The 18,623-nt window shown below is 29.4% G+C and carries 21 protein-coding genes and 1 pseudogene; 8 read left to right on the top strand and 14 right to left on the bottom strand.

Going from position 1 to position 18,623, the window contains the following annotated elements:
* From L8X50_RS07615 to moaC, 4 genes are all read right to left on the bottom strand, one after another.
* Positions 1–907 (bottom strand): cache domain-containing protein (locus L8X50_RS07615; RefSeq protein ID WP_263659934.1); only part of this gene is annotated, 907 nt, incomplete at its 3' end.
* Between the two features lie 50 nt (positions 908–957).
* On the bottom strand, positions 958–2,088 hold the full coding sequence (locus L8X50_RS07610) for a hypothetical protein (protein WP_263660830.1): 1,131 nt from the start codon (positions 2,086–2,088) through the stop codon (positions 958–960).
* 12 nt (positions 2,089–2,100) lie between these two features.
* The gene (locus tag L8X50_RS07605; RefSeq protein ID WP_133319952.1) at positions 2,101–2,364 is read right to left on the bottom strand and encodes a DUF493 family protein; all 264 of its coding nucleotides are present in this window, start codon (positions 2,362–2,364) and stop codon (positions 2,101–2,103) included.
* Positions 2,342–2,815 (bottom strand): cyclic pyranopterin monophosphate synthase MoaC, encoded by a 474-nt coding sequence (gene moaC / locus L8X50_RS07600; protein ID WP_263660829.1) that lies wholly within the window; start codon positions 2,813–2,815, stop codon positions 2,342–2,344. Before moaC ends, L8X50_RS07605 begins: the two co-directional genes overlap by 23 nt.
* Before the next feature lie 87 nt (positions 2,816–2,902).
* Here moaC and L8X50_RS07595 point away from each other — a divergent pair, with 87 nt between their 5' ends.
* Together L8X50_RS07595 and L8X50_RS07590 are read left to right on the top strand one after the other, a co-directional pair.
* Complete coding sequence (locus tag L8X50_RS07595) at positions 2,903–3,064, top strand: highly acidic protein (RefSeq protein ID WP_133319950.1); 162 nt, start codon at positions 2,903–2,905, stop codon at positions 3,062–3,064.
* 2 nt (positions 3,065–3,066) lie between these two features.
* Entirely contained in the window at positions 3,067–4,377 is a 1,311-nt protein-coding gene (locus L8X50_RS07590; RefSeq protein WP_263660828.1) for an MFS transporter, read from the top strand.
* Here the strand turns inward: L8X50_RS07590 and L8X50_RS07585 are convergent.
* Positions 4,346–4,822 carry a cysteine permease gene (locus tag L8X50_RS07585; RefSeq protein WP_263659937.1) on the bottom strand — a complete coding sequence of 159 codons (477 nt, stop codon included), beginning with the start codon at positions 4,820–4,822 and terminating at the stop codon, positions 4,346–4,348. The two genes, L8X50_RS07590 and L8X50_RS07585, sit on opposite strands and share 32 nt — an antisense overlap.
* Before the next feature lie 109 nt (positions 4,823–4,931).
* Here L8X50_RS07585 and L8X50_RS07580 point away from each other — a divergent pair, with 109 nt between their 5' ends.
* The gene (locus L8X50_RS07580; RefSeq protein ID WP_263659938.1) at positions 4,932–5,315 is read left to right on the top strand and encodes a group III truncated hemoglobin; all 384 of its coding nucleotides are present in this window, start codon (positions 4,932–4,934) and stop codon (positions 5,313–5,315) included.
* A 16-nt stretch (positions 5,316–5,331) separates the two neighbouring features.
* Here L8X50_RS07580 and L8X50_RS07575 read toward each other — a convergent pair whose 3' ends face one another.
* The 4 genes from L8X50_RS07575 to recA all read right to left on the bottom strand — a co-directional run bounded on the left by L8X50_RS07575 (position 5,332) and on the right by recA (position 8,561).
* Positions 5,332–6,015, bottom strand: coding sequence for an AMIN domain-containing protein (locus L8X50_RS07575; protein WP_133319946.1), 684 nt, complete (start codon positions 6,013–6,015; stop codon positions 5,332–5,334).
* Complete coding sequence (locus L8X50_RS07570; protein WP_263660827.1) at positions 6,005–6,181, bottom strand: hypothetical protein; 177 nt, start codon at positions 6,179–6,181, stop codon at positions 6,005–6,007. The genes L8X50_RS07575 and L8X50_RS07570 overlap by 11 nt, the downstream gene beginning before the upstream one ends.
* Before the next feature lie 101 nt (positions 6,182–6,282).
* Positions 6,283–7,527: a phosphopyruvate hydratase gene (eno, locus tag L8X50_RS07565; RefSeq protein WP_133319944.1), complete on the bottom strand. Its 1,245-nt coding sequence runs from the start codon at positions 7,525–7,527 to the stop codon at positions 6,283–6,285.
* Positions 7,527–8,561, bottom strand: coding sequence for a recombinase RecA (recA, locus tag L8X50_RS07560; protein ID WP_263660826.1), 1,035 nt, complete (start codon positions 8,559–8,561; stop codon positions 7,527–7,529). Before recA ends, eno begins: the two co-directional genes overlap by 1 nt.
* Positions 8,562–8,670: 109 nt before the next feature.
* On the opposite strand from recA, the gene L8X50_RS07555 reads away from it, so the two are divergent.
* From L8X50_RS07555 to L8X50_RS07545, 3 genes are read left to right on the top strand one after another with little or no spacing between them, the layout of a single operon-like run.
* Positions 8,671–9,534, top strand: coding sequence for a menaquinone biosynthesis family protein (locus tag L8X50_RS07555; protein ID WP_263660825.1), 864 nt, complete (start codon positions 8,671–8,673; stop codon positions 9,532–9,534).
* A gap of 26 nt (positions 9,535–9,560) precedes the next feature.
* Positions 9,561–9,827, top strand: a complete 267-nt coding sequence (gene fliQ / locus L8X50_RS07550) for a flagellar biosynthesis protein FliQ (protein ID WP_012660903.1) — start codon at positions 9,561–9,563, stop codon at positions 9,825–9,827.
* Positions 9,824–10,600, top strand: a complete 777-nt coding sequence (locus tag L8X50_RS07545; RefSeq protein ID WP_263660824.1) for a UDP-N-acetylmuramate dehydrogenase — start codon at positions 9,824–9,826, stop codon at positions 10,598–10,600. The genes fliQ and L8X50_RS07545 overlap by 4 nt, the downstream gene beginning before the upstream one ends.
* On the opposite strand, the gene L8X50_RS07540 is transcribed toward L8X50_RS07545, so the two are convergent.
* The 5 genes from L8X50_RS07540 to topA are packed head-to-tail and all read right to left on the bottom strand — an operon-like array spanning position 10,593 to position 16,120.
* Positions 10,593–11,243 carry a hypothetical protein gene (locus L8X50_RS07540; protein ID WP_263660823.1) on the bottom strand — a complete coding sequence of 217 codons (651 nt, stop codon included), beginning with the start codon at positions 11,241–11,243 and terminating at the stop codon, positions 10,593–10,595. The genes L8X50_RS07545 and L8X50_RS07540 overlap by 8 nt on opposite strands.
* On the bottom strand, positions 11,243–12,001 hold the full coding sequence (locus L8X50_RS07535) for a 3'(2'),5'-bisphosphate nucleotidase CysQ (protein WP_263660822.1): 759 nt from the start codon (positions 11,999–12,001) through the stop codon (positions 11,243–11,245). Before L8X50_RS07535 ends, L8X50_RS07540 begins: the two co-directional genes overlap by 1 nt.
* A 39-nt stretch (positions 12,002–12,040) precedes the next feature.
* The gene (locus L8X50_RS07530; RefSeq protein WP_133319939.1) at positions 12,041–13,219 is read right to left on the bottom strand and encodes a cation:proton antiporter; all 1,179 of its coding nucleotides are present in this window, start codon (positions 13,217–13,219) and stop codon (positions 12,041–12,043) included.
* Entirely contained in the window at positions 13,200–14,036 is an 837-nt protein-coding gene (locus tag L8X50_RS07525) for a biotin synthase (RefSeq protein ID WP_263660821.1), read from the bottom strand. The genes L8X50_RS07530 and L8X50_RS07525 overlap by 20 nt, the downstream gene beginning before the upstream one ends.
* On the bottom strand, positions 14,036–16,120 hold the full coding sequence (gene topA, locus L8X50_RS07520) for a type I DNA topoisomerase (RefSeq protein WP_412175246.1): 2,085 nt from the start codon (positions 16,118–16,120) through the stop codon (positions 14,036–14,038). The genes L8X50_RS07525 and topA overlap by 1 nt, the downstream gene beginning before the upstream one ends.
* A 130-nt stretch (positions 16,121–16,250) precedes the next feature.
* On the opposite strand from topA, the gene L8X50_RS07515 reads away from it, so the two are divergent.
* Positions 16,251–17,963 (top strand): motility associated factor glycosyltransferase family protein, encoded by a 1,713-nt coding sequence (locus tag L8X50_RS07515; protein ID WP_263660820.1) that lies wholly within the window; start codon positions 16,251–16,253, stop codon positions 17,961–17,963.
* Between the two features lie 74 nt (positions 17,964–18,037).
* Positions 18,038–18,623, top strand: a pseudogene (locus L8X50_RS07510) (flagellin); the annotation flags it as partial.

Below are 18,623 nucleotides of genomic sequence, written 5' to 3'. Positions count from 1 at the left end.
TGATAACACTTAAGGCAACCATGATACTTACAACAATTGTTTGTATTGTTGCTGTTTTGAAAATAGGCTCATTTATAACATCAGCACTTTCGGTGCTACAAACAAGGTAAGAAGATATTTTAGCACATATACCTAGTCTTTCTTTTCCTTTTAATCCATATTCAAAGAAAGAATAATCACCATTTTGTTTGTGTGCATTTAATACCGGTCCATGATCTACCGATGGATCTAATAACTGTTTGTTTTTAGCAACAAATATCTTTCCATTTTCATCAAATAAAAAGCTATTACCAGGCATATTTTCAAAATTTTCTTGAAGCTCTTTTACTGGAATATCAACCCCAATAATTCCTACAAAATTACCATTTTTATATATGGATTTAGTATATGTTATTACATATTGATTTGTTGCTTTATCAATATAAGGAGAAGTGATGAAAATATCTTTATTTTCTTTGGCTCCAATATACCATGGTCTAGTTCTAGCATCATAGTTGATATTTTGTCCATAAATTTCGATATTTTTATTATTTTTATCACTAGTATCATTACTTACAAGATTTTCTCCATTATCTAAACTTATAAAAGCAGATAAAACTCCAGAAGCTTTTCTATATGATTTTAAAATAGAGCCAACATTATCTATCAAAGCTTGTTCGGAATTTAATTTTTCATATGGAAATTCCAAAATTGTTTTTTCCAAATTTAAAATTAAATCACTATTGTGCTTTCGAAATGTTTCTAAAGAAGTTCGAGCAACTTGTAAAATATCATTTTGCCTTTTTAGCTCATTATCATAAAGGTATGTTTTGGTAAAGTAAAAACTTAACACACCTAAAATAATCAAACTTAGTGCAGTGAAAAAATTTGCCATTAAAGACAATTTAACTTTCAAAGTGTTAAACATAATTTCCTCCGTATTTTATTTTTGTAATTTTAATTTTTAAAAATTAATTATCAATTAATATTTTTTTTAATTAATTTTTTTGCTTTTTCCCACAATCTCACTCCCAATTCTTTTGCATTGTTTTTATCTAAATTTTTATATTTATGGCTTGCGAGTTTTTCGAGTTCATTTAACTCTTTAGCTAAGATATTGAGTTTGTTTTGTGCTAGCTTGCTAAAATCATCAATTTTTGGATTTTGTTTAATTTCATTAATTTTGATAAGAATTTGCTCTCTGTTTTCTTGTATTAAGCGTTTAAATTTAGCAAATAAAGTGTCAAATTTATTTTCTAATAAATCTTTAAGTATATCTTTTACGGGATTATTAAATTCTAATGATATTTTTTTAAGCATTTGGATAAATTCTTGCTCTATGTCTATAAGTTCTTTTTCTTTATTTTTTAAATCATGTTCTAAAGCACTATATGCAAAGCTTGATTTAAATTTTTCAATCGCCAAAGAAATTCCTTCTTGTGTCCCATAAATACTTCCTATACATAAATCATAAGCAAAAGCCTTTGATTCGTTAGCAAGTTCAAAAGCAGCATTTAAAACTACTCGGGATATTTTTAAAATTCTTTCTTTTTCAAAGCTTCCTTCACAAATTGCATTAAATACAAGGTTTTTAGCGATTTCACAAGATGTAAGTTCTATGTTTTCACCTTTTTCTAAAGTTGTGATAAAAGCACTCTCGGCAGTTTCTTTTAAAAGGCCTAGTATTTCTATATCATAAAGCATTGCATCATTGATACTTATATTAAATTCATTTAAATTTAAATCTTTTAAAGTCTTTTCTAAATCAAAAAAGTTATCGCAAATTTTGTGTTTAATGGTGTTTTTTTGTTCTTCTATTTTTACTTTTAATTTGCCATATTCGTTAATATAAACAAAAAATGCTTTTTTATCTTCTTCAACTCTAGCTTTAATAATACCTTGGATTATTTTGGAAATATTTTCTTCATTTATAAGTCCAAGTTTTTCTAATACTTTAGAAAAGATAGCAAAAAGTTCTTCATTGCTAGTATTTTTAAAACTAATTTTTTTATAACTTAGATTAAAAACAAGCTCGCTAATTAAGTTTGGAATTTCATTTTTTTCACAAGCTAAGAGAGAATTTTCAAAAATTATGGCTAAATTTTTCATATTTTTCCTTTTTTATAATACAAATTTCGCTTTACTTTTTAATTGATTAAAAATATTTAAACGATCATCTTTACTATCGACATAAACACTTAAAAGATAACTTTTATATGTTCCTTGTTTGCTAGTATTTGAGATTTTATATTTAAATTCTCTTTCATTGAGTATTTGAGTGAAAATTTCTAAAGCATCAACTTCAGCTTCAAAAACGACTTTATAATCCCAAAAAGTAGGGTAGTTTATAATAGGTTCTTTTTTAAGATCGCAGATATTTACCACTTTTTCCTCCTTCTTTGTTTTCTAAAACTATATCAGTAATTTGCATACTTTTATCAATAGCTTTAACCATATCATAAATAGTTAAAAGCCCAATGCTAACAGCTGTTAAGCTTTCCATTTCAACCCCTGTTTTTCCTTCACATTTTACGGTTACAAAGAGTTGAAAAGAACATTCTTCTTTGTTTTCTTCTATATGGGTTTGTACTTTTGAGATCATTAAAGGATGGCACATTGGGATAAGATTTGAAGTTTGTTTAGCTCCCATTATGGCTGCTGTGATGGCAGTTTGCAAAACAGGCCCTTTTTTAGCTTTGTTTTCAATGATAGCTTCAAATGCTTCTTTACTCATGTATATTTTACCACTTGCACAAGCTTCTCTTTGGGTAATATCTTTTTGACTTACATCTACCATTTTGGGGTGATTTTTTTCATCTAAATGCGTTAAATTCATATTTTTCCTTAAGTAAAGTTTGAAAAATTATACCAAAATGTATATTTTTATATTAAAATACTACTAAAAAATTTTAAAGGATTTGCAATGGCTTATGATGATGAAGAATTTGAAAATTATGATGATGAAATGTATGATGAAGCAGATGATGATACTTATGCAAATAATCAAAGATCATATAATTATGATGATGATGATTATGAATACGATGATGATTATAGTGATGATGATACTTATGAGATGGATTAATCGTGGGTAAAAATCTTACTAAAAAAGACATAAAAGTTTTGAGTCTTTCTTCTTTGGGAGGGACTTTAGAATTTTACGATTTTATCATTTTTGTATTTTTTGCAAGTTATATTTCTAAAAATTTTTTTCCTGAAGATTTAAGTCCATTTTGGAAAATGTTTAATACTTATGGAATTTTTGCCGCAGGATATTTAGCTAGACCACTTGGTGGTATAATCATGGCACATTTTGGCGATAAATTTGGTCGTAAAAAAATGTTTATGCTTAGTATTTTACTGATGGTTGTGCCAACTTTTATGCTTGCTTTTATACCTACTTATGAAAGCATAGGATATTTATGTATAGTATTTTTAATATTTGTAAGGATTTGTCAAGGTATAGCTATAGGTGGGGAATTACCTGGTGCTTGGGTTTTTGTTTTTGAGCATGCTCCAAATGGACAAAAACGCACTTATCTTGGATTTTTAACAGCTTCTGTAGTAGGTGGAATTTTGCTTGGAAGTTTTGTATTTTTAATGATGAATAAGTTTTTTACACAAGAAGAACTTTATGAATGGGCCTGGAGAATTCCATTTTTCTTAGGAGGAATTTTTGGGATTATTTCTGCTTATTTGCGTAAATTTTTACAAGAAACACCTGTTTTTGAACAAATGAAAAAAGATAAGGCTTTAGAAAAATTCCCTTTAAAAGAAGTATTTAGAAAAGCTAAGCTGGGCGTTGTACTTTCTATGTTGATAACTTGGGTTTTGACGGCTTGTATTGTTGTGATGATTTTAACTATACCTTCTTTTATGGCAAAAATGTTAAATATTGATGCAAGCGTTCAAACTTACATACAAATGTTTGGTATAGTTTCGCTTGTAATTGGTTGTATATTAAGTGGAATTTTGGCTGATAAAATAGGTATAGTAAAAGCTTGTATGATTTTTTCGCTAGGATTTTTCTTAACTTGTTTATTTTATTTTAACGCTCTTTATACTAAAACACCTGATTTTAATTTAGTGAGTGTGTACTATTTAAGCGCTTGCTTTTTTACCGGAGTGATGAATTTTTGTCCTTTGATGATGAGTGAGGTATTTGATGCTAAGATTAAATTTTCAGGGCTTAGTTTTTCTTATAATATAGCTTATGCAATAGCTGGCGGGTTTACTCCACAACTTGCTTTATTTTTACACACTATTGCTTTGGGAAATTTAGAAAATATTGCTCGTTTTTCTTTAGGATTTTATATGTTTGCTATGGCTATAATTTCGCTTGCTTGTGCTTTGATATTTAAATATCTTAGTAATACCCAACGCACATACTCTCAGTGATTTTAATGCGTTTTTCCAAAGGAGTAGGACTGAAAAAATGGCATTTTTCGATATAAATATTATAACTATAATCTAAATTTAAAAAATCGTAAAATGCCTTTAAATTTACAAATTTAACCCCACAAACTTCTTTTATATCTAAGATTTTATAAATTTGAGAATTGTTTTTTTCTACCAAATGCGATGGAGCTAAAGTAGTAAATGAGCAAAAGGCACTTGCTAATACAAAGCCACTTAGATTTTCACATTTTTGTATAAGATGTTGGTGTTTTTGTAAAATACTTTTTTTATGTAAAAATACCACTCTTGTGCCTTGATAGCGTGCTGCCTGAACATTTTTCCAAAATTTATAAGCATTTTTAGAAATATTTGCTAATTGGTGTAATTGTATATTTAAAATATAATTATCTAAGAATTGATTGGGTGGTAAAATAGTATAAGTCATATTTTTTCTTTAAATTTGTTTTTATGATTATACTAAAAATTGACTTTTGTTTATATTTTTAATTTCTAAATTTAATACAATAAACCAAAATTATTTTTTAAGGAAAAGTATGAAATTTGAAACTATTAATCACGAGGGTATAAAAAAACTTATGGATGTTTTTTATGCAAAAGTTAGAATAGACAAGGATTTAGGGCCTATTTTTAATGAAAAAATTGGTATAGATGATGAGAGTTGGAAAAAACACAAAGAAAAAATAGCAAGTTTTTGGGCAGGGATGTTTTTAGGTGATCCAAGTTATAGCGGTTCTCCTTTGAGAGCTCATCATGAATTACCTTCATTTCCAAGAGAATTTTTTGATGTTTGGCTTAATCTATTTGATGAGAGTTTGCAAGAAGTTTTCGAAGATGAACCAAGAAGTATTATTATAGAAAGAGCTAAAATGATAGCTCAAAGATTTCAAATGATTATTTATGATCACAGATTTGCTTAAGAGTTTTTAAAAACTCTTAGCGATAGTTAAAGGTGTGTAAATTTTCACCTTGAGAGTATTTATAACTATATTTTCCATCAAGATAAATTACTAAACGATAATATCCTTTATGTGATCCAAATACAACTTTTCTAACATGAGCAGTATTAACTTGTAAAGTTTTTGTATTGAAATTTTGCTTTTTAGCAAAATCTATAATGATTTTAGTTGGATCTCCTATAGATAAATGTCTTAGCATTCTATCTTCGGTTTTGATATTAATCTTATTATTATAAAAGCTAATAGAAATAAAATTATAAATATTTCCACTAAAAATTGGTGTTTCAATGTTTAAAGTGGTATTGTTTTCTTCTGTTTTAGTGTTTTTTACCCCTTGTTCTTGTGGCACAGTAACAGAAACATCAAGTATAGGTGTGGCATTTGGACTTTTGGCTTTTATAAATGAGTAAGTATCATGCCAATTGATACTTTTGTATATATCTAGAGTAGTTTGCTCTTCAGAGCCATCAAGATTAATATAAGTAATAGTAATATTTTTTAAAATTCTTGCATCAGAATTAAAAGTAAAATCCTGTCTTTGAAAAGGACTAAGTTTTACAAACTCGGTGTTTTGTTGTTCTGAGTTATTGTCAAAAGGATTATCTTTTGCATTTAAAAATACACAGGATAATAAAAATAGTAAAAAAAATTTAATTCTCATGCGAATTTTCTCCTTTAAGTCTTAAAAGCTGTAGGTATTCTTTTTGAGCTTGAGCATTTTTAGCTTTTAAGGTTACTATGTTTTTCTCTAAAATTTTTTGCTCCTCTTTAAGCGATAATAAAACATCTAAAGAGGATTTGCCAAAAAACATATTACCAAAATACATAGCAACAATAATAGCTACAAATGATAATGCAATAGTTTTTATTAGATGATGACGAGCCTCCTTCTTTTTAGAATGCTCATCATACTCTTTTAATAAATCACTCAGAGTTTATCTCCTAAATACTCATCATTATCAAGTTCGATTTCTAACAAACGATTATATTTAGCTGTTCTTTCACCTCTTGCTAGAGCTCCTGTTTTGATTTGTCCTGTATTAAGCGCTACTGCAAAATCAGCTATAAAAGCATCTTCGCTTTCCCCACTTCTATGACTCATAATACATCTGTAATTATTTCTATGAGCTAGTCTTACTGTTCTCATAGTTTGAGTGATTGTTCCGATTTGATTAGGCTTAATCAATACAGCATTTGCCATATTTTTCATAATACCTTCTCTTAAAATATCTTCATTAGTTACAAACAAATCATCACCCACAAGTTGAATTTTATTGCCAAGCTTTTGAGTGAGTTTAATCCAACCTTCATAATCATCTTCAGCCAAACCATCTTCAATACTAAAAATAGGATATTTAGCACATAATTCTTCATAGCGAGCAATCAAGTCTTCACTCGAGAAAACTTTACCTTCTAAATGGTATTTACCATCTTTATAAAGCTCACTACTTGCTACATCTAGTGCTAGTTTGATTTTATTTTCATAGCCTGCTTTTTTAATACAAGTCATTAAAAGATCAAGTGGTTCAGTGTTGTTTGCTAAATTTGGTGCAAAACCACCCTCATCGCCTAAAGCAGTAGAGTGACCTAGATTAGCTAATTCTTTTTTTAATACTGCATAAATTTCACAAACTGATCTCAATCCTTCTTTAAAGCTTGAAAAACCAAAAGGCATAATCATAAATTCTTGAAAATCTACGCTATTGTTTGCATGTGCACCACCGTTGATGATATTACACATTGGCACAGGTAATACACTTGCATTTGCTCCACCTAAGTAACGATATAAAGGTACGCCTAGTGCATTAGCAGCAGCGCGCGCTGTTGCCATAGAAATTCCTAAAGTTGCATTTGCTCCTAGGTTGGAATAATTTTTTGTCCCATCAAGTTCTAAAAGAGTATTATCTAGCTGAGTTTGATTAAACGCATCAAGCCCTATAATGTTTTCAGCTATGGTGCCATTGATGTTTTCAATAGCTTTTAAAACACCTTTTCCACCAAATCTCTCATCATTGTCTCTTAATTCTAAAGCTTCTTTTTTTCCTGTGCTTGCACCACTTGGAACGATAGCACTACCCACACTGCCATCGCTTAGCATGATTTCAGCTTTAATGGTAGGATTGCCTCTACTATCTAAAACTTCAAAAGCTCTTAAATCTTCAATAATCAACATTATTCTTCTCCTTCATCGTTTTCTTTTGCGCCCAAAATCATACTATCTATACCGATTGAGTTTTGTATAGCTTGAGTAATTTCATCTGCAATAGCTGGATTTTCTTTTAAAAAGGCTTTAGCATTTTCTCTACCTTGACCAAGTTTAGAAGCCTTGTAAGAAAACCATGCACCACTTTTATCAATAATATCAAGTTTTACACCATAATCTATTAGCTCGCCTTCACGACTTACACCCTCACCAAACATCACATCAAATTCAGCTTGTTTAAAAGGAGGGGCTACTTTGTTTTTAGCCACTTTTACTTTAACGCGGTTTCCAATAGGCTCATCATTTTGTTTTAAGGTGGCTGTTTTTCTTACATCTAAACGCACTGAAGCATAAAATTTTAAAGCATTTCCGCCAGTAGTTGTTTCAGGAGTGCCATAGCCCATCATGCCTATTTTCATACGAATTTGATTGATGAAAATTACAGTAGTGTTCATTTTATGAACGATACCAGTTAATTTTCTTAAAGCTTGGCTCATTAATCTTGCTTGAAGACCTACATGTTGATCTCCCATATCACCTTCAATTTCTGCTTTTGGAGTAAGTGCAGCAACACTATCTACCACTATTAGATCAATGGCTCCACTTCTTGCTATAGTTTCAACAATTTCTAAGGCTTGTTCTCCAAAATCTGGTTGAGAGATGTAAAGATTTTCTGTATCAACGCCTAAATTTTTTGCATATCTTACATCAAGAGCGTGTTCAGCATCAATAAACGCACAAACTCCACCTTTTTTTTGACATTCTGCTATGATGTGTAAGGTAAGTGTAGTTTTACCTGAACTTTCAGGTCCATAAATTTCTATAATTCTTCCTTTTGGAACCCCGCCAATTCCTAAAGCTAAATCAAGTCCAACAGAACCTGTAGGAATAGAATCAATTTTTTCAACTTCTTTATCGCCAAGTCTTAAAATAGTACCTTTTCCAAAGGTTTTATCAAGACTTTTTAAGGCTGCATCAAGTGATTTTCTTTTATTATCATCCATGCTTGTTAATCCTTTTATAATATGTTTAAAATTGTATCAAAAAGAAATTTAATATAAGTTTTTATTTTGAATTTTGCTAAAATACTTTTTTAGATTTTTAAGGAAAAAAATGAATAAAAAAATTAGCGTAGCACACTCTCCTGATGCTGATGATATTTTTATGTATATGGCGATTAAATTTGGTTGGGTTGGAAATGCTTATGAGTATGAAAATACAGCCTTGGATATACAAACTTTAAATGAGCTTGCATTAGAAAATATATACGATGTTAGTGCGATATCTTTTGCACTTTATCCTTTAATAGTTAGTGAATATGCTTTATTAAAAACTGCTGTGAGTTTTGGTGAGGGTTATGGACCAAAGCTTATTAAGAAAAAGAATAAAAAATTAAAGCCAAATTTTAAAGTTGCTTTAAGTGGAGCACACACTACTAATGTTTTAATCTTTCGCATAAAATATCCACAAGCTAGAATAATTTATAAGAATTTTTTAGAGATTGAAAAGGCTGTTTTAGAAGATGAAGTTGATGCGGGAGTGCTTATACATGAGAGTATTTTAGAATTTGATTCTAGTTTGTGTGTTGAGGCTGAACTTTGGGATATTTGGCAAGAATTAGCAAAAAATGATTTACCTTTACCTTTAGGTGGTATGGCCCTTAGAAGATCTTTACCGCTTAGTGATGCAATAGCGGTTGAAAAAGATTTGATTAAAGCAGTAGAAGTAGCCGATCATAATAGAAAAATCTTAGCCTCCATGCTTTTAGAGCGTAATTTAATACGCGTTGATGCACAAAAACTTGATGTGTATTTAAATTTATATGCAAATAAAAACTCTATTAATATGAATGATAAACAATACAATGCCATAGATAAGCTTTTTGAGCTTGGATATAATCATGGATTTTATGAGAAGTTAATAAAAAGTAAAGATTATCTTATCCCTAGTGAGTATGAAGAATTTAGAAATTCTTGATAGAATTTAAATTTTAAGGAGTAAATATGGAAAGTACTTTAGTAGCCTTGGGTGTACAAACTTTTAAAATCACACTTATGCTTTCTTTACCTATGCTTTTAGCAGGGCTTATTGCAGGGCTTATTATAAGTATTTTTCAAGCTGTAACGCAAATTAACGAAGCCACGCTTTCTTTTGTGCCAAAAATTTTACTTGTTGTTGTGGTAATAGTATTTTTAATGCCTTGGATGATAAGTTCTATGATTGATTTTACAACTAATATTTTAAATCAAATTCCAAGCTTTATTAGATGATTATTGATTTTTCTAAGTATTCTTCTGTGCGTATAGGTGAGAGCTTTGAAGTGCAAACACTTGAAGAGCCTTGCGAATTTGATGGTTTTTTAATAGGTGGGGCAAATAATCTTTTAATCTCTCCAAAACCCAAAAAACTTGGAATTTTAGGGAAAAGTTTTGATTATATTAAAATTTTAGAGCAAAATGAAAAAGGTATGTTTTTAGAGATAGGCTCTAGCGTGAAATCTTTTAAAATATATCATTTTGCTAAAGAAAATAACTTAAAAGGCTTTGAGTTTTTAAGAAATATCCCAGGGACTTTGGGCGGTATTTTAAAAATGAATGCAGGATTAAAAGATGAGGATATTAGCAAAAATTTAATTAGTATTTGCACTTTTAATCAAGAAATTTTAAAACAAAATATTGCTTTTGCTTATAGGTTTAATCCTATTAAAGAAGTGATGTTTAGCGCGAAGTTTTTTTTAGAATATGGATTTGACCCAGTTAAAGATGAGCTTTTAAAAAATGCAAGAAAAAATCAACCCAAAGGTGCTAGCTTTGGCTCTATTTTTAAAAATCCCAAAAACGATCATGCAGGAAGATTGATAGAAGCAGTTAATCTTAAAGGTTTTAGTAAAAATGATGCGATGTTTAGCAATGAACATGCAAATTTTTTAATCAATAAAAAACATGCTAGTTTTGATGATGCTTTATTTTTGATAGAGCTTGCTAAAAAAAGAGTTTTTGAAGAATTTGGGATTGTTTTAGAAGAAGAAGTGGTAATTATATAGTATTTTTAATATCTTCATAAACAATTGTAGCTATTTCTTGGACTAATTCTTGATAAGATTTATTTTTATCATTTGTGCTAAATTGAGTATTGATAGTAAGGATTTTATGATCTTTTAGTTTTTTTGTTTTGGCATTAAAAAGTTTGTATTCTATGTCGGCTTTGACTTCAAAATTGGAAAAAAGCAAGAAATTTTGTTGGCTTGCTTGAATGCTTTTTAAATCTAGCAAAATAATACAATCAGCCTTTTTGAAACGATTAAATTCTAAAAACTCACTTGCATCGATGAAATTTTTATTTGTTTGTAAGATATTTTGACTATTGATATAAGTTTGATTTTCTTTTTGACTAAGTAAGGCAAAATTATTTTGCTCATTTAAAATAGCACTTAATGCTTTTAGTGTGTCTTTTGCCATGCTTTTAGCATCGATTTTTAAATTTGAAAAATAAAAATTATATTCTTTTTCATAGCTTGGCACTAAAGCTAAGGTGCTAATGTGTGAGAGTTTATCATAATTTATATCTTGATCAAGATTGATGATATTAAAATCATCATTATTTTGTAATTTGATGATTTTTTTATTTGCAAAAGAATTGGCATAAATAGTACTTAAAAAACACAAAAACACCAAAAAAAATCTCACTAAAAACCTTTTAATTTAAATTCATTCTTAGCAAAAGCTATAAAACTTGGAAGTTTAAAATCAGGACTATTGTAGTTTAAGGCCTTTTTATCAAAATCGTATAAAATTCCACCATTTTGTTTGACTAAGAAATCTCCCGCGGCTATATCCCAAGCTTTTGGGCCACCAAAACGCGGGTAAATTCCAGCTTTTGCTTCAAGTAAATATACAAACTTTAAAGCAGATGAAACCTTAATGCCTTCAAGATGATTTTGAATAAAAAAATCTTCATTATTATCATGATTTTTAGAGTAAAGGGCTATATTTTTAACCTTTTCGTATTGCTCTAAATTAAGATTTAAAATTTCATTATTTTTATAAACTTTAGTATGGGTATGTGCATAATAAAACGCATTATTTTCCACATCGCCTATAAGCGAAAGCACAGGAGTATTTTTATGGATTAATGCGATTAAAACACAATATTCTTTATCTTTTTTAGCATAAGATTTAGTGCCATCAAGAGGATCTATTAGCCAAAAATACTCTAAATTTTTTCTTTCTTCATAAGAAAGTATATTTTCTTCAGAGCATATAGCTATATCGCTTGAAGCTAAAATTTCACTAATAGCTTCATTAGATTTTATATCAGCTAAACCTACTGGGGAATCATCATCTTTAAGCCATAAGGTATTTTTGTCTTTATATTCAAGCAATACCTTAGAGGCTTCCTTGCCTGCTTTTAAGGCTAATTCTAAAAGTGTGTCTAAATTTTTCATAAGAAAATTATAGCGAGTGAAAATAAATACTTAGTAGAGTTATTTTCTACTAAGATTATTGATAAATTTTATTAAGCTAATAGCTAAAATTGCTTCAAGTAAAGCAGTAAGCACTAATCCTGAGTATATATCTTGAGTGATAATATTAGTTTGATAAGAAAGCGTAGCTACTGCGATAAGTAAGGTTAGTGGCATAGAATGGCTTAAGCCAAATAAAAAGGTATTTTTTAAACCAAGTATTTTTACAAAAGTCATAGCACAAAGTATTCTTAGTCCTATCATAAAGATAGTTAGTGAAAAAGCTATGATTAAAACTTGAGGGTTTAAAAGCATTTGGAGTTTAAAGCTTGAACCTATATAAATGAAAAATATAGGGATTAAAAAGCCATAACCAAAACTAGAAAGTTTATGCTCTAAGTCTTTTTTATGATCAAAAAAAGTAGCTATAAATGAACCCGCTATAAAAGCTCCAAGTGCAACTTCAAGTTTAAAATAAATCATAATTGCAACTATGGCTATGAAAATTGCCATGCAAAATCTTATATCTTTTTCGTTTTGATCTTGCCAAGGCATGAGTATAGTTTTAAGTTGTGGATACCACCAAAAAAGCACTTCTAAAAATTTAAATCCAAAAATACAAAGTGCTAAAAATCCCACTAGGTATAATAAATTTTGAGTGAGTGAGAAAAGATCAGCACCTTTTCCCAAAAATGCCGCAGCTATGGTAAGTAAAACTATGCTTACAACTTCAGCTAAAGTGGCTACCACCATGGATACATTTAACCACTCGCAATTTTTCCCAAAGTCTCTATAAAGCGTTGAGAGCAAACCCACACTCATAACAGGTATGATAATGACAAAAATATAAGAAATATCTATACTTTCAACCGCTAAAACGCTAAAAACATATAAAAGTATGATGTAAATAAAAGCTTTATTAAGTAAGCTTCTTTCGGTTTTTAAAAAGGTTTTAAGATTGATTTCCATCCCTGCTATAAACATAAGATAGTAAAATCCTGCATTAGCTAAAAGCTTAAAATTTTCACTTTCTCCTATAAAACCTAAAAATCCTATAAAAGAGCCAAGCATAATTTCAGTGGCTGAAAGTGGGAGTTTTAAAAATTTAGCAATATAAGGTGATGTAAGCAAACATCCTGCTACGACTAATAAAATTTTTAAATCCGTAGCAGCTTGAGCATCAATGGCATGAGCTAGCAAAGCTAAATCCCATTTGTTTTAGTTTTTGTATATCTTTGCTAGGTTCTTCGCCTTTAGTTGTAAGATAATCACCTACTACTATAGCACTAGCTCCTGCGTCAAAAATTTCATATTGTCTTTCTTTTAGCACTACTTCTCTACCACCTGCTACCATGATATGTGCATTTGGTAAATCTTTTTTAGTGTCTTTGATGATATTTAACGCCTCATCAGCATTTAATAAGTTTTGCTTGAGCTTTAAATTTTCATTTGGTATGAAAAAATTAATAGGCGAGGAAAAAGGATCAAGCTCTTTTAAACTTGTTCTAAAACTTTTTCTATCGGCTTCACTTTCTCCAAGACCATAAATTCCGCCACAGCAAAGCATTAAACCTGCTTCTTTAGCATAAAGATTAGTTTGAAATCTTTGCTCCCAAGTATGCGTAGAGCATATGTTTGGAAAAAATTCTTTAGAAGTTTCTAGATTATGATTATAAGAAAAAATTCCTGCTTTTTTTAATTCTTTGAGTTGTTCTAAATTTGCTATGCCATTGCAAGCTATGAGTAAAAGTCCTTCTACTTCTTTTTGCACTGCATGAGCTACTTTGCACACATACTCAAGTTTTTCATCATCAAGTCCAGCGCCTGCTGTAACTAAACAAAAACCTAAAGCCTCATTTTTCTTAGCCATTTTAGCTTCTAAAACAATTTGATCTATATCTTTTCTTTTGTATTTGTTGATATTAGTTTTTACATGAGCGCTTTGAGTGCAGTATTTACAATCTTCCCCGCACCCTCCACTTGCTATATTAGATATAGCACAAAGCATAATTTGCATTAAATTTCCTTTTTGATTTTGCATTTTAAGCACTCTAAAAATGTGCCTTTTTTAAGCTCTTTGATAATCAAAGTTTCACCACATTTGCTACATTTTTCTTCACTTGGTTTGTATTTGCTTATATAGTTGCATTTTGGATAAGCACTACATCCATAAAATTTACCACGCTTAGAAAAACGCTCCACGATCTCACCTTCTTGACAGCTTGGGCATTTCACGCCTATGGTATTGAGTTTTTTCTCGCTTTTTTCTTCATTTTGTGTTTCTTGTTTTAAATTTCTTGAGTATTTACATTTTGGAAAATTTAAACAAGCTATAAATTCTCCATATCTTCCTTTTCTTATAGCAAGCTCTCCACCACAATCAGGGCAGGTTTCATCTAGCTTTGTGAAAGTTTTTTGGCTTTTTATATTTTTTTTACCTTCATCAATTTTTCTCATAAAAGGAAAATAAAACTCTCTTAAAACTTCTTGCCAGTCCATTTTACCTTCTGCAATGATATCAAGTTTATCTTCCATTTTAGAAGTAAAATCACTATCTACTATATCACTAAAGTTTTGTTCTAAAACCTCTGTTACAACAAAGGCTATTTCATTGGGTATGATTTGCTTTTTATCTATACGCACATATTCTCTTGCACTAAGTAAAGAGATGGTTGGAGCATAAGTTGAAGGGCGTCCTATGCCAAGATTTTCTAACTTTTTAACAAGCCCAGCTTCAGAGTATCTTGAAGGTGGCTCGGTAAAATGTGAGCTTAATTCTATATTTTGTATATTTAGTATATCTTCTAGTTTTAAATTAGGTAAAATTTTATCTTTATCCATATCTCCATATACTTTATAATGCCCATCAAATAAAATTTTTCTACCACTTATTTTAAAACTTGCTTCGTTTGATTTTGCATAGACATTTTGAGTTTGAGATATAGCAGGATTCATTTGTGAAGCTAAAAAGCGATTATATATTAAAGTATATAATCTTGCTTCATCTTTTTCTAAAAATTCACTTGCAAGTTTTGGCGTAAAGCTAAGATTAGTCGGTCTTATAGCTTCGTGTGCTTCTTGAGCGCCTTTGCTTTTAGTGGTATAAATATTTGCTTTGCTTGGTAAGTATTCTTTGCCAAAATCATTTTTGATGAGTTTTCTTACTTCTTCTAAAGCTTCTTTTGCGATGTTTAAGCTGTCAGTTCTCATATAAGTGATCACACCCATAATACCTTGATGGGTTTTTACACCCTCGTAAAGTTTTTGAGCAATCATCATGGTTTTTTTAGGGTTAAAACCTAGGCGATTGCTCGCGCTTTGTTGCAGGGTTGAGGTCATAAAAGGTGCTTGTGGAGCTATTTTTCTATCTTTACTTTCTATATCTTTTATTTTAAAGTTAGCATTTTTACAAGCTTCAAAGATGAGTTTGGCTCTATCTTCGTTAGTTAGACTTAGTTTTTCTATCTTTTGATTTTGAAATTCGACTAATTCAGCTTGCAAGTCTTTTTCAAAAATCATATCTATACTAAAGTATTTTAAAGGAATAAAAGCTTTTATTTCTCTTTCCCTATCGACGATGATTTTTAAAGCCGCACTTTGCACACGCCCTGCACTTAAGCCTTTTTGGATTTTTTGATTTAGCAAAGGACTTAATTTATAGCCTACTATGCGATCAAGTAAGCGTCTAGTTTGTTGAGCATTGACGCTATTTACATTTAAAGATCTTGGGTTTTTTAAAGCATTTTCTATAGCGCTTTTAGTAATCTCATGAAAAACTATGCGTGGCAGGGAATTTTCATCTTTATTAATAGCCTTAGCTATATGATAAGCTATGGCTTCACCCTCACGATCCTCATCGGTTGCAAGGTAGATGGTTTTAGCTTTTTTAGCCTTTTCTTTGAGTTCTTTTACTAAACTTGAATGATCATTTGAAATTCTATATTCTGGTTTAAAATTTTCATCTTCTATTTTTATACCAAAGCTAGTTTTAGGTAAATCTCTAATGTGGCCTTTAGAAGCTATTACTTCATAGTCTTTACCTAGAAAATTACCTATGGTTTTAGCTTTAGCAGGTGATTCTACTATGATTAAATTTTTCATTATTTTCCTTATAAGGATTAAAATTAGTAAAAGTGTATAAAAAAAAGTTAAATTTTTTGCTTAGATGGATTTTTAAATAAAATGCAATTAATGATATAATTTTCTATAATTAAATTTCATAGGATATAAAATGTTTTTGCAAAAAAACTTACAAGCTTTAGAATTTACCAATAAACCATTACAAGAAAAAATTCTATCTTTAAAAGAAGAATTTATCGACATCTTTCCAACTCAAACACCCTTTGTGCCTTCAAAAGATGATTTAATAAAACCTAATATATTTTTTTGCGGTATAGGAGATGGACTTTTTTTAAAAAAGCTTATTAATAAACATATTTTTATTTTTGATAAAGCAGAATTTTTTGCTAATGTTTTAAGCAAGATGGATTTGAGTCAAGAGCTTTCAAGCGGAAAAATATATCTTTGTGATGTAGAAGAGAAAAGATTAGAAGAGTATCTTGTTTTGCTTTTTTCACAAAAAGATTGTTTTGAGTATTTAGGGCTTTTTAAACTTTTACCTTATAGTGAATTTTATAACAATAGTCCTATGTTTGATTTTGTGTATCAAAAGTGCTTAGATGTGATAAAAAGAGTGGTGGGAAATGTTGATACAAGTTTTACCATGGATGCTAAAATTTATAAACAATTTTTATCTAACATACCTTTAGTCTTAAAAAATACTCCTTTTCAAAGATTTATTTATGAAAATAAAGGAAAAAATAAAAGTGTTATTGTGGTGTGCGCAGGTCCTTCTTTAAGCAAACAACTTAAGCTTTTAAAAACTTGTCAAGATGATTATGTGATATTTGCTTTAGATGCTACTTATAAAACTTTACTTAAGAATGAAATTTATCCTGATTTTGTTTTTTCTATGGATATTTACGAAGAATGTGCAAGTTTTTATGAAAATTTACCACAAAGCAAAAAAGAACCCATTTATATTATAAATGCTGCTGTAGATAAAGCTTTAATGCAAATTTTAGAAAATAAAAATCCAAAAATTTTTATTTTAAAAAATTTAGATTATCAACAAAAATTTAATTTAAATGATTTTGGCTATTTAGATATTGGTATCAATGTAGCTCATTTTGCTTATAATTTTGCTATAGCTTTGGGATTTACTAATGTAATCATGATAGGACAAGATTTGGCTTTTAGTGATAGTGGAAAATCTCACGCAGATGCAGCTAACTTTACTTTTCGTGATGAGGAAAAAGCTCAACACGATGCTACTAAATTAAATGTTTTGTCTTATGGAAAGAAAGGGTTTATTCAAACAAATATAGGCTGGGATGAATTTAGAAAAAGATTGGAAGTTTTATTTTTATCTCATCCTGATGTTAAATTTTACAATGCCACAGAAGGTGGAGCTTTTATAGATTATACCATAGAGATGCCTTTTGAAAAGGTTTTAGCGTTATATAAAGATAAAAAACAAGATTATGTATTTCCAAATACTTTAAGTATTAATAGACAAGAAAAATTATTAAAAAAATCTTTGGAAATTTTACAAAAAGATTATTTAGAGTTAAATGCTTTACATCAAAAAGCAAAAGATCTTTTAGTAGTTTTGCAAAATCAAAACGCAGCTTTTGATGGGCAAGTATCAGAATCTATTTTTGATTTTAATGATTTATTAGATAATGCAAAAATTTTACAAAGTTTTATGTATAAACCATTGTTTTATTATAGAGCTTTTTTTAATGTGAGTTTATATCAAGAACCTCAAAATGCTTTATCAAGTTATGTAGATTTTTTAAAAATATTTTTAGAAATTGCAGCGTTAAGTCTAGCAAGTATAGAAAATTCTATAAATGAATATAAAAATATCTTAAAAGTATAAATTTTTTTATCATTTTTTCGATATAGCTTAAACAACTGCATGGAAGCGGTTGAATTTATTTAAAAGGATTTAAAATGGGATTTCGTATAAATACTAATGTGGCATCTTTAAATGCTCAAAACAACGCAAATTTAAACTCAAGAGCATTAGATAACTCTCTAAGCAGATTAAGTTCAGGTCTTAGAATCAACTCTGCAGCAGATGATGCTTCAGGTATGGCTATAGCAGATAGCTTAAGATCACAAGCTAATACTTTAGGTCAAGCTATAAGCAATGGTAATGATGCTTTAGGTATTTTACAAACAGCTGATAAGGCTATGGATGAGCAGCTTAAAATCTTAGATACTATCAAAGTAAAAGCTACTCAAGCAGCACAAGATGGACAAACTACTAAAACAAGAAATATGCTTCAAGCTGATATTAATCGTTTGATGGAGCAACTTGATAATATTGCAAATCAAACTTCATTTAACGGAAAGCAGTTATTAAGTGGTGGCTTTGTAAATCAAGAATTCCAAGTGGGTGCGCAGTCAAATCAATCTATCAAAGCAAGTATTGGTTCAACTCAAAGTTCTAAAATAGGTGTAACTAGATTTGAAACAGGTTCTCAAGCTAAAAGTAGCGGTATAGCTCAACTTACTATTAAAAACTATAATGGTA

The sequence above is a fragment of the Campylobacter sp. CNRCH_2013_0898h genome, assembly GCF_025772965.1.
GTDB lineage: Bacteria > Campylobacterota > Campylobacteria > Campylobacterales > Campylobacteraceae > Campylobacter_D > Campylobacter_D lari_D.
This window is presented reverse-complemented; position numbering and strand designations above follow the sequence as displayed.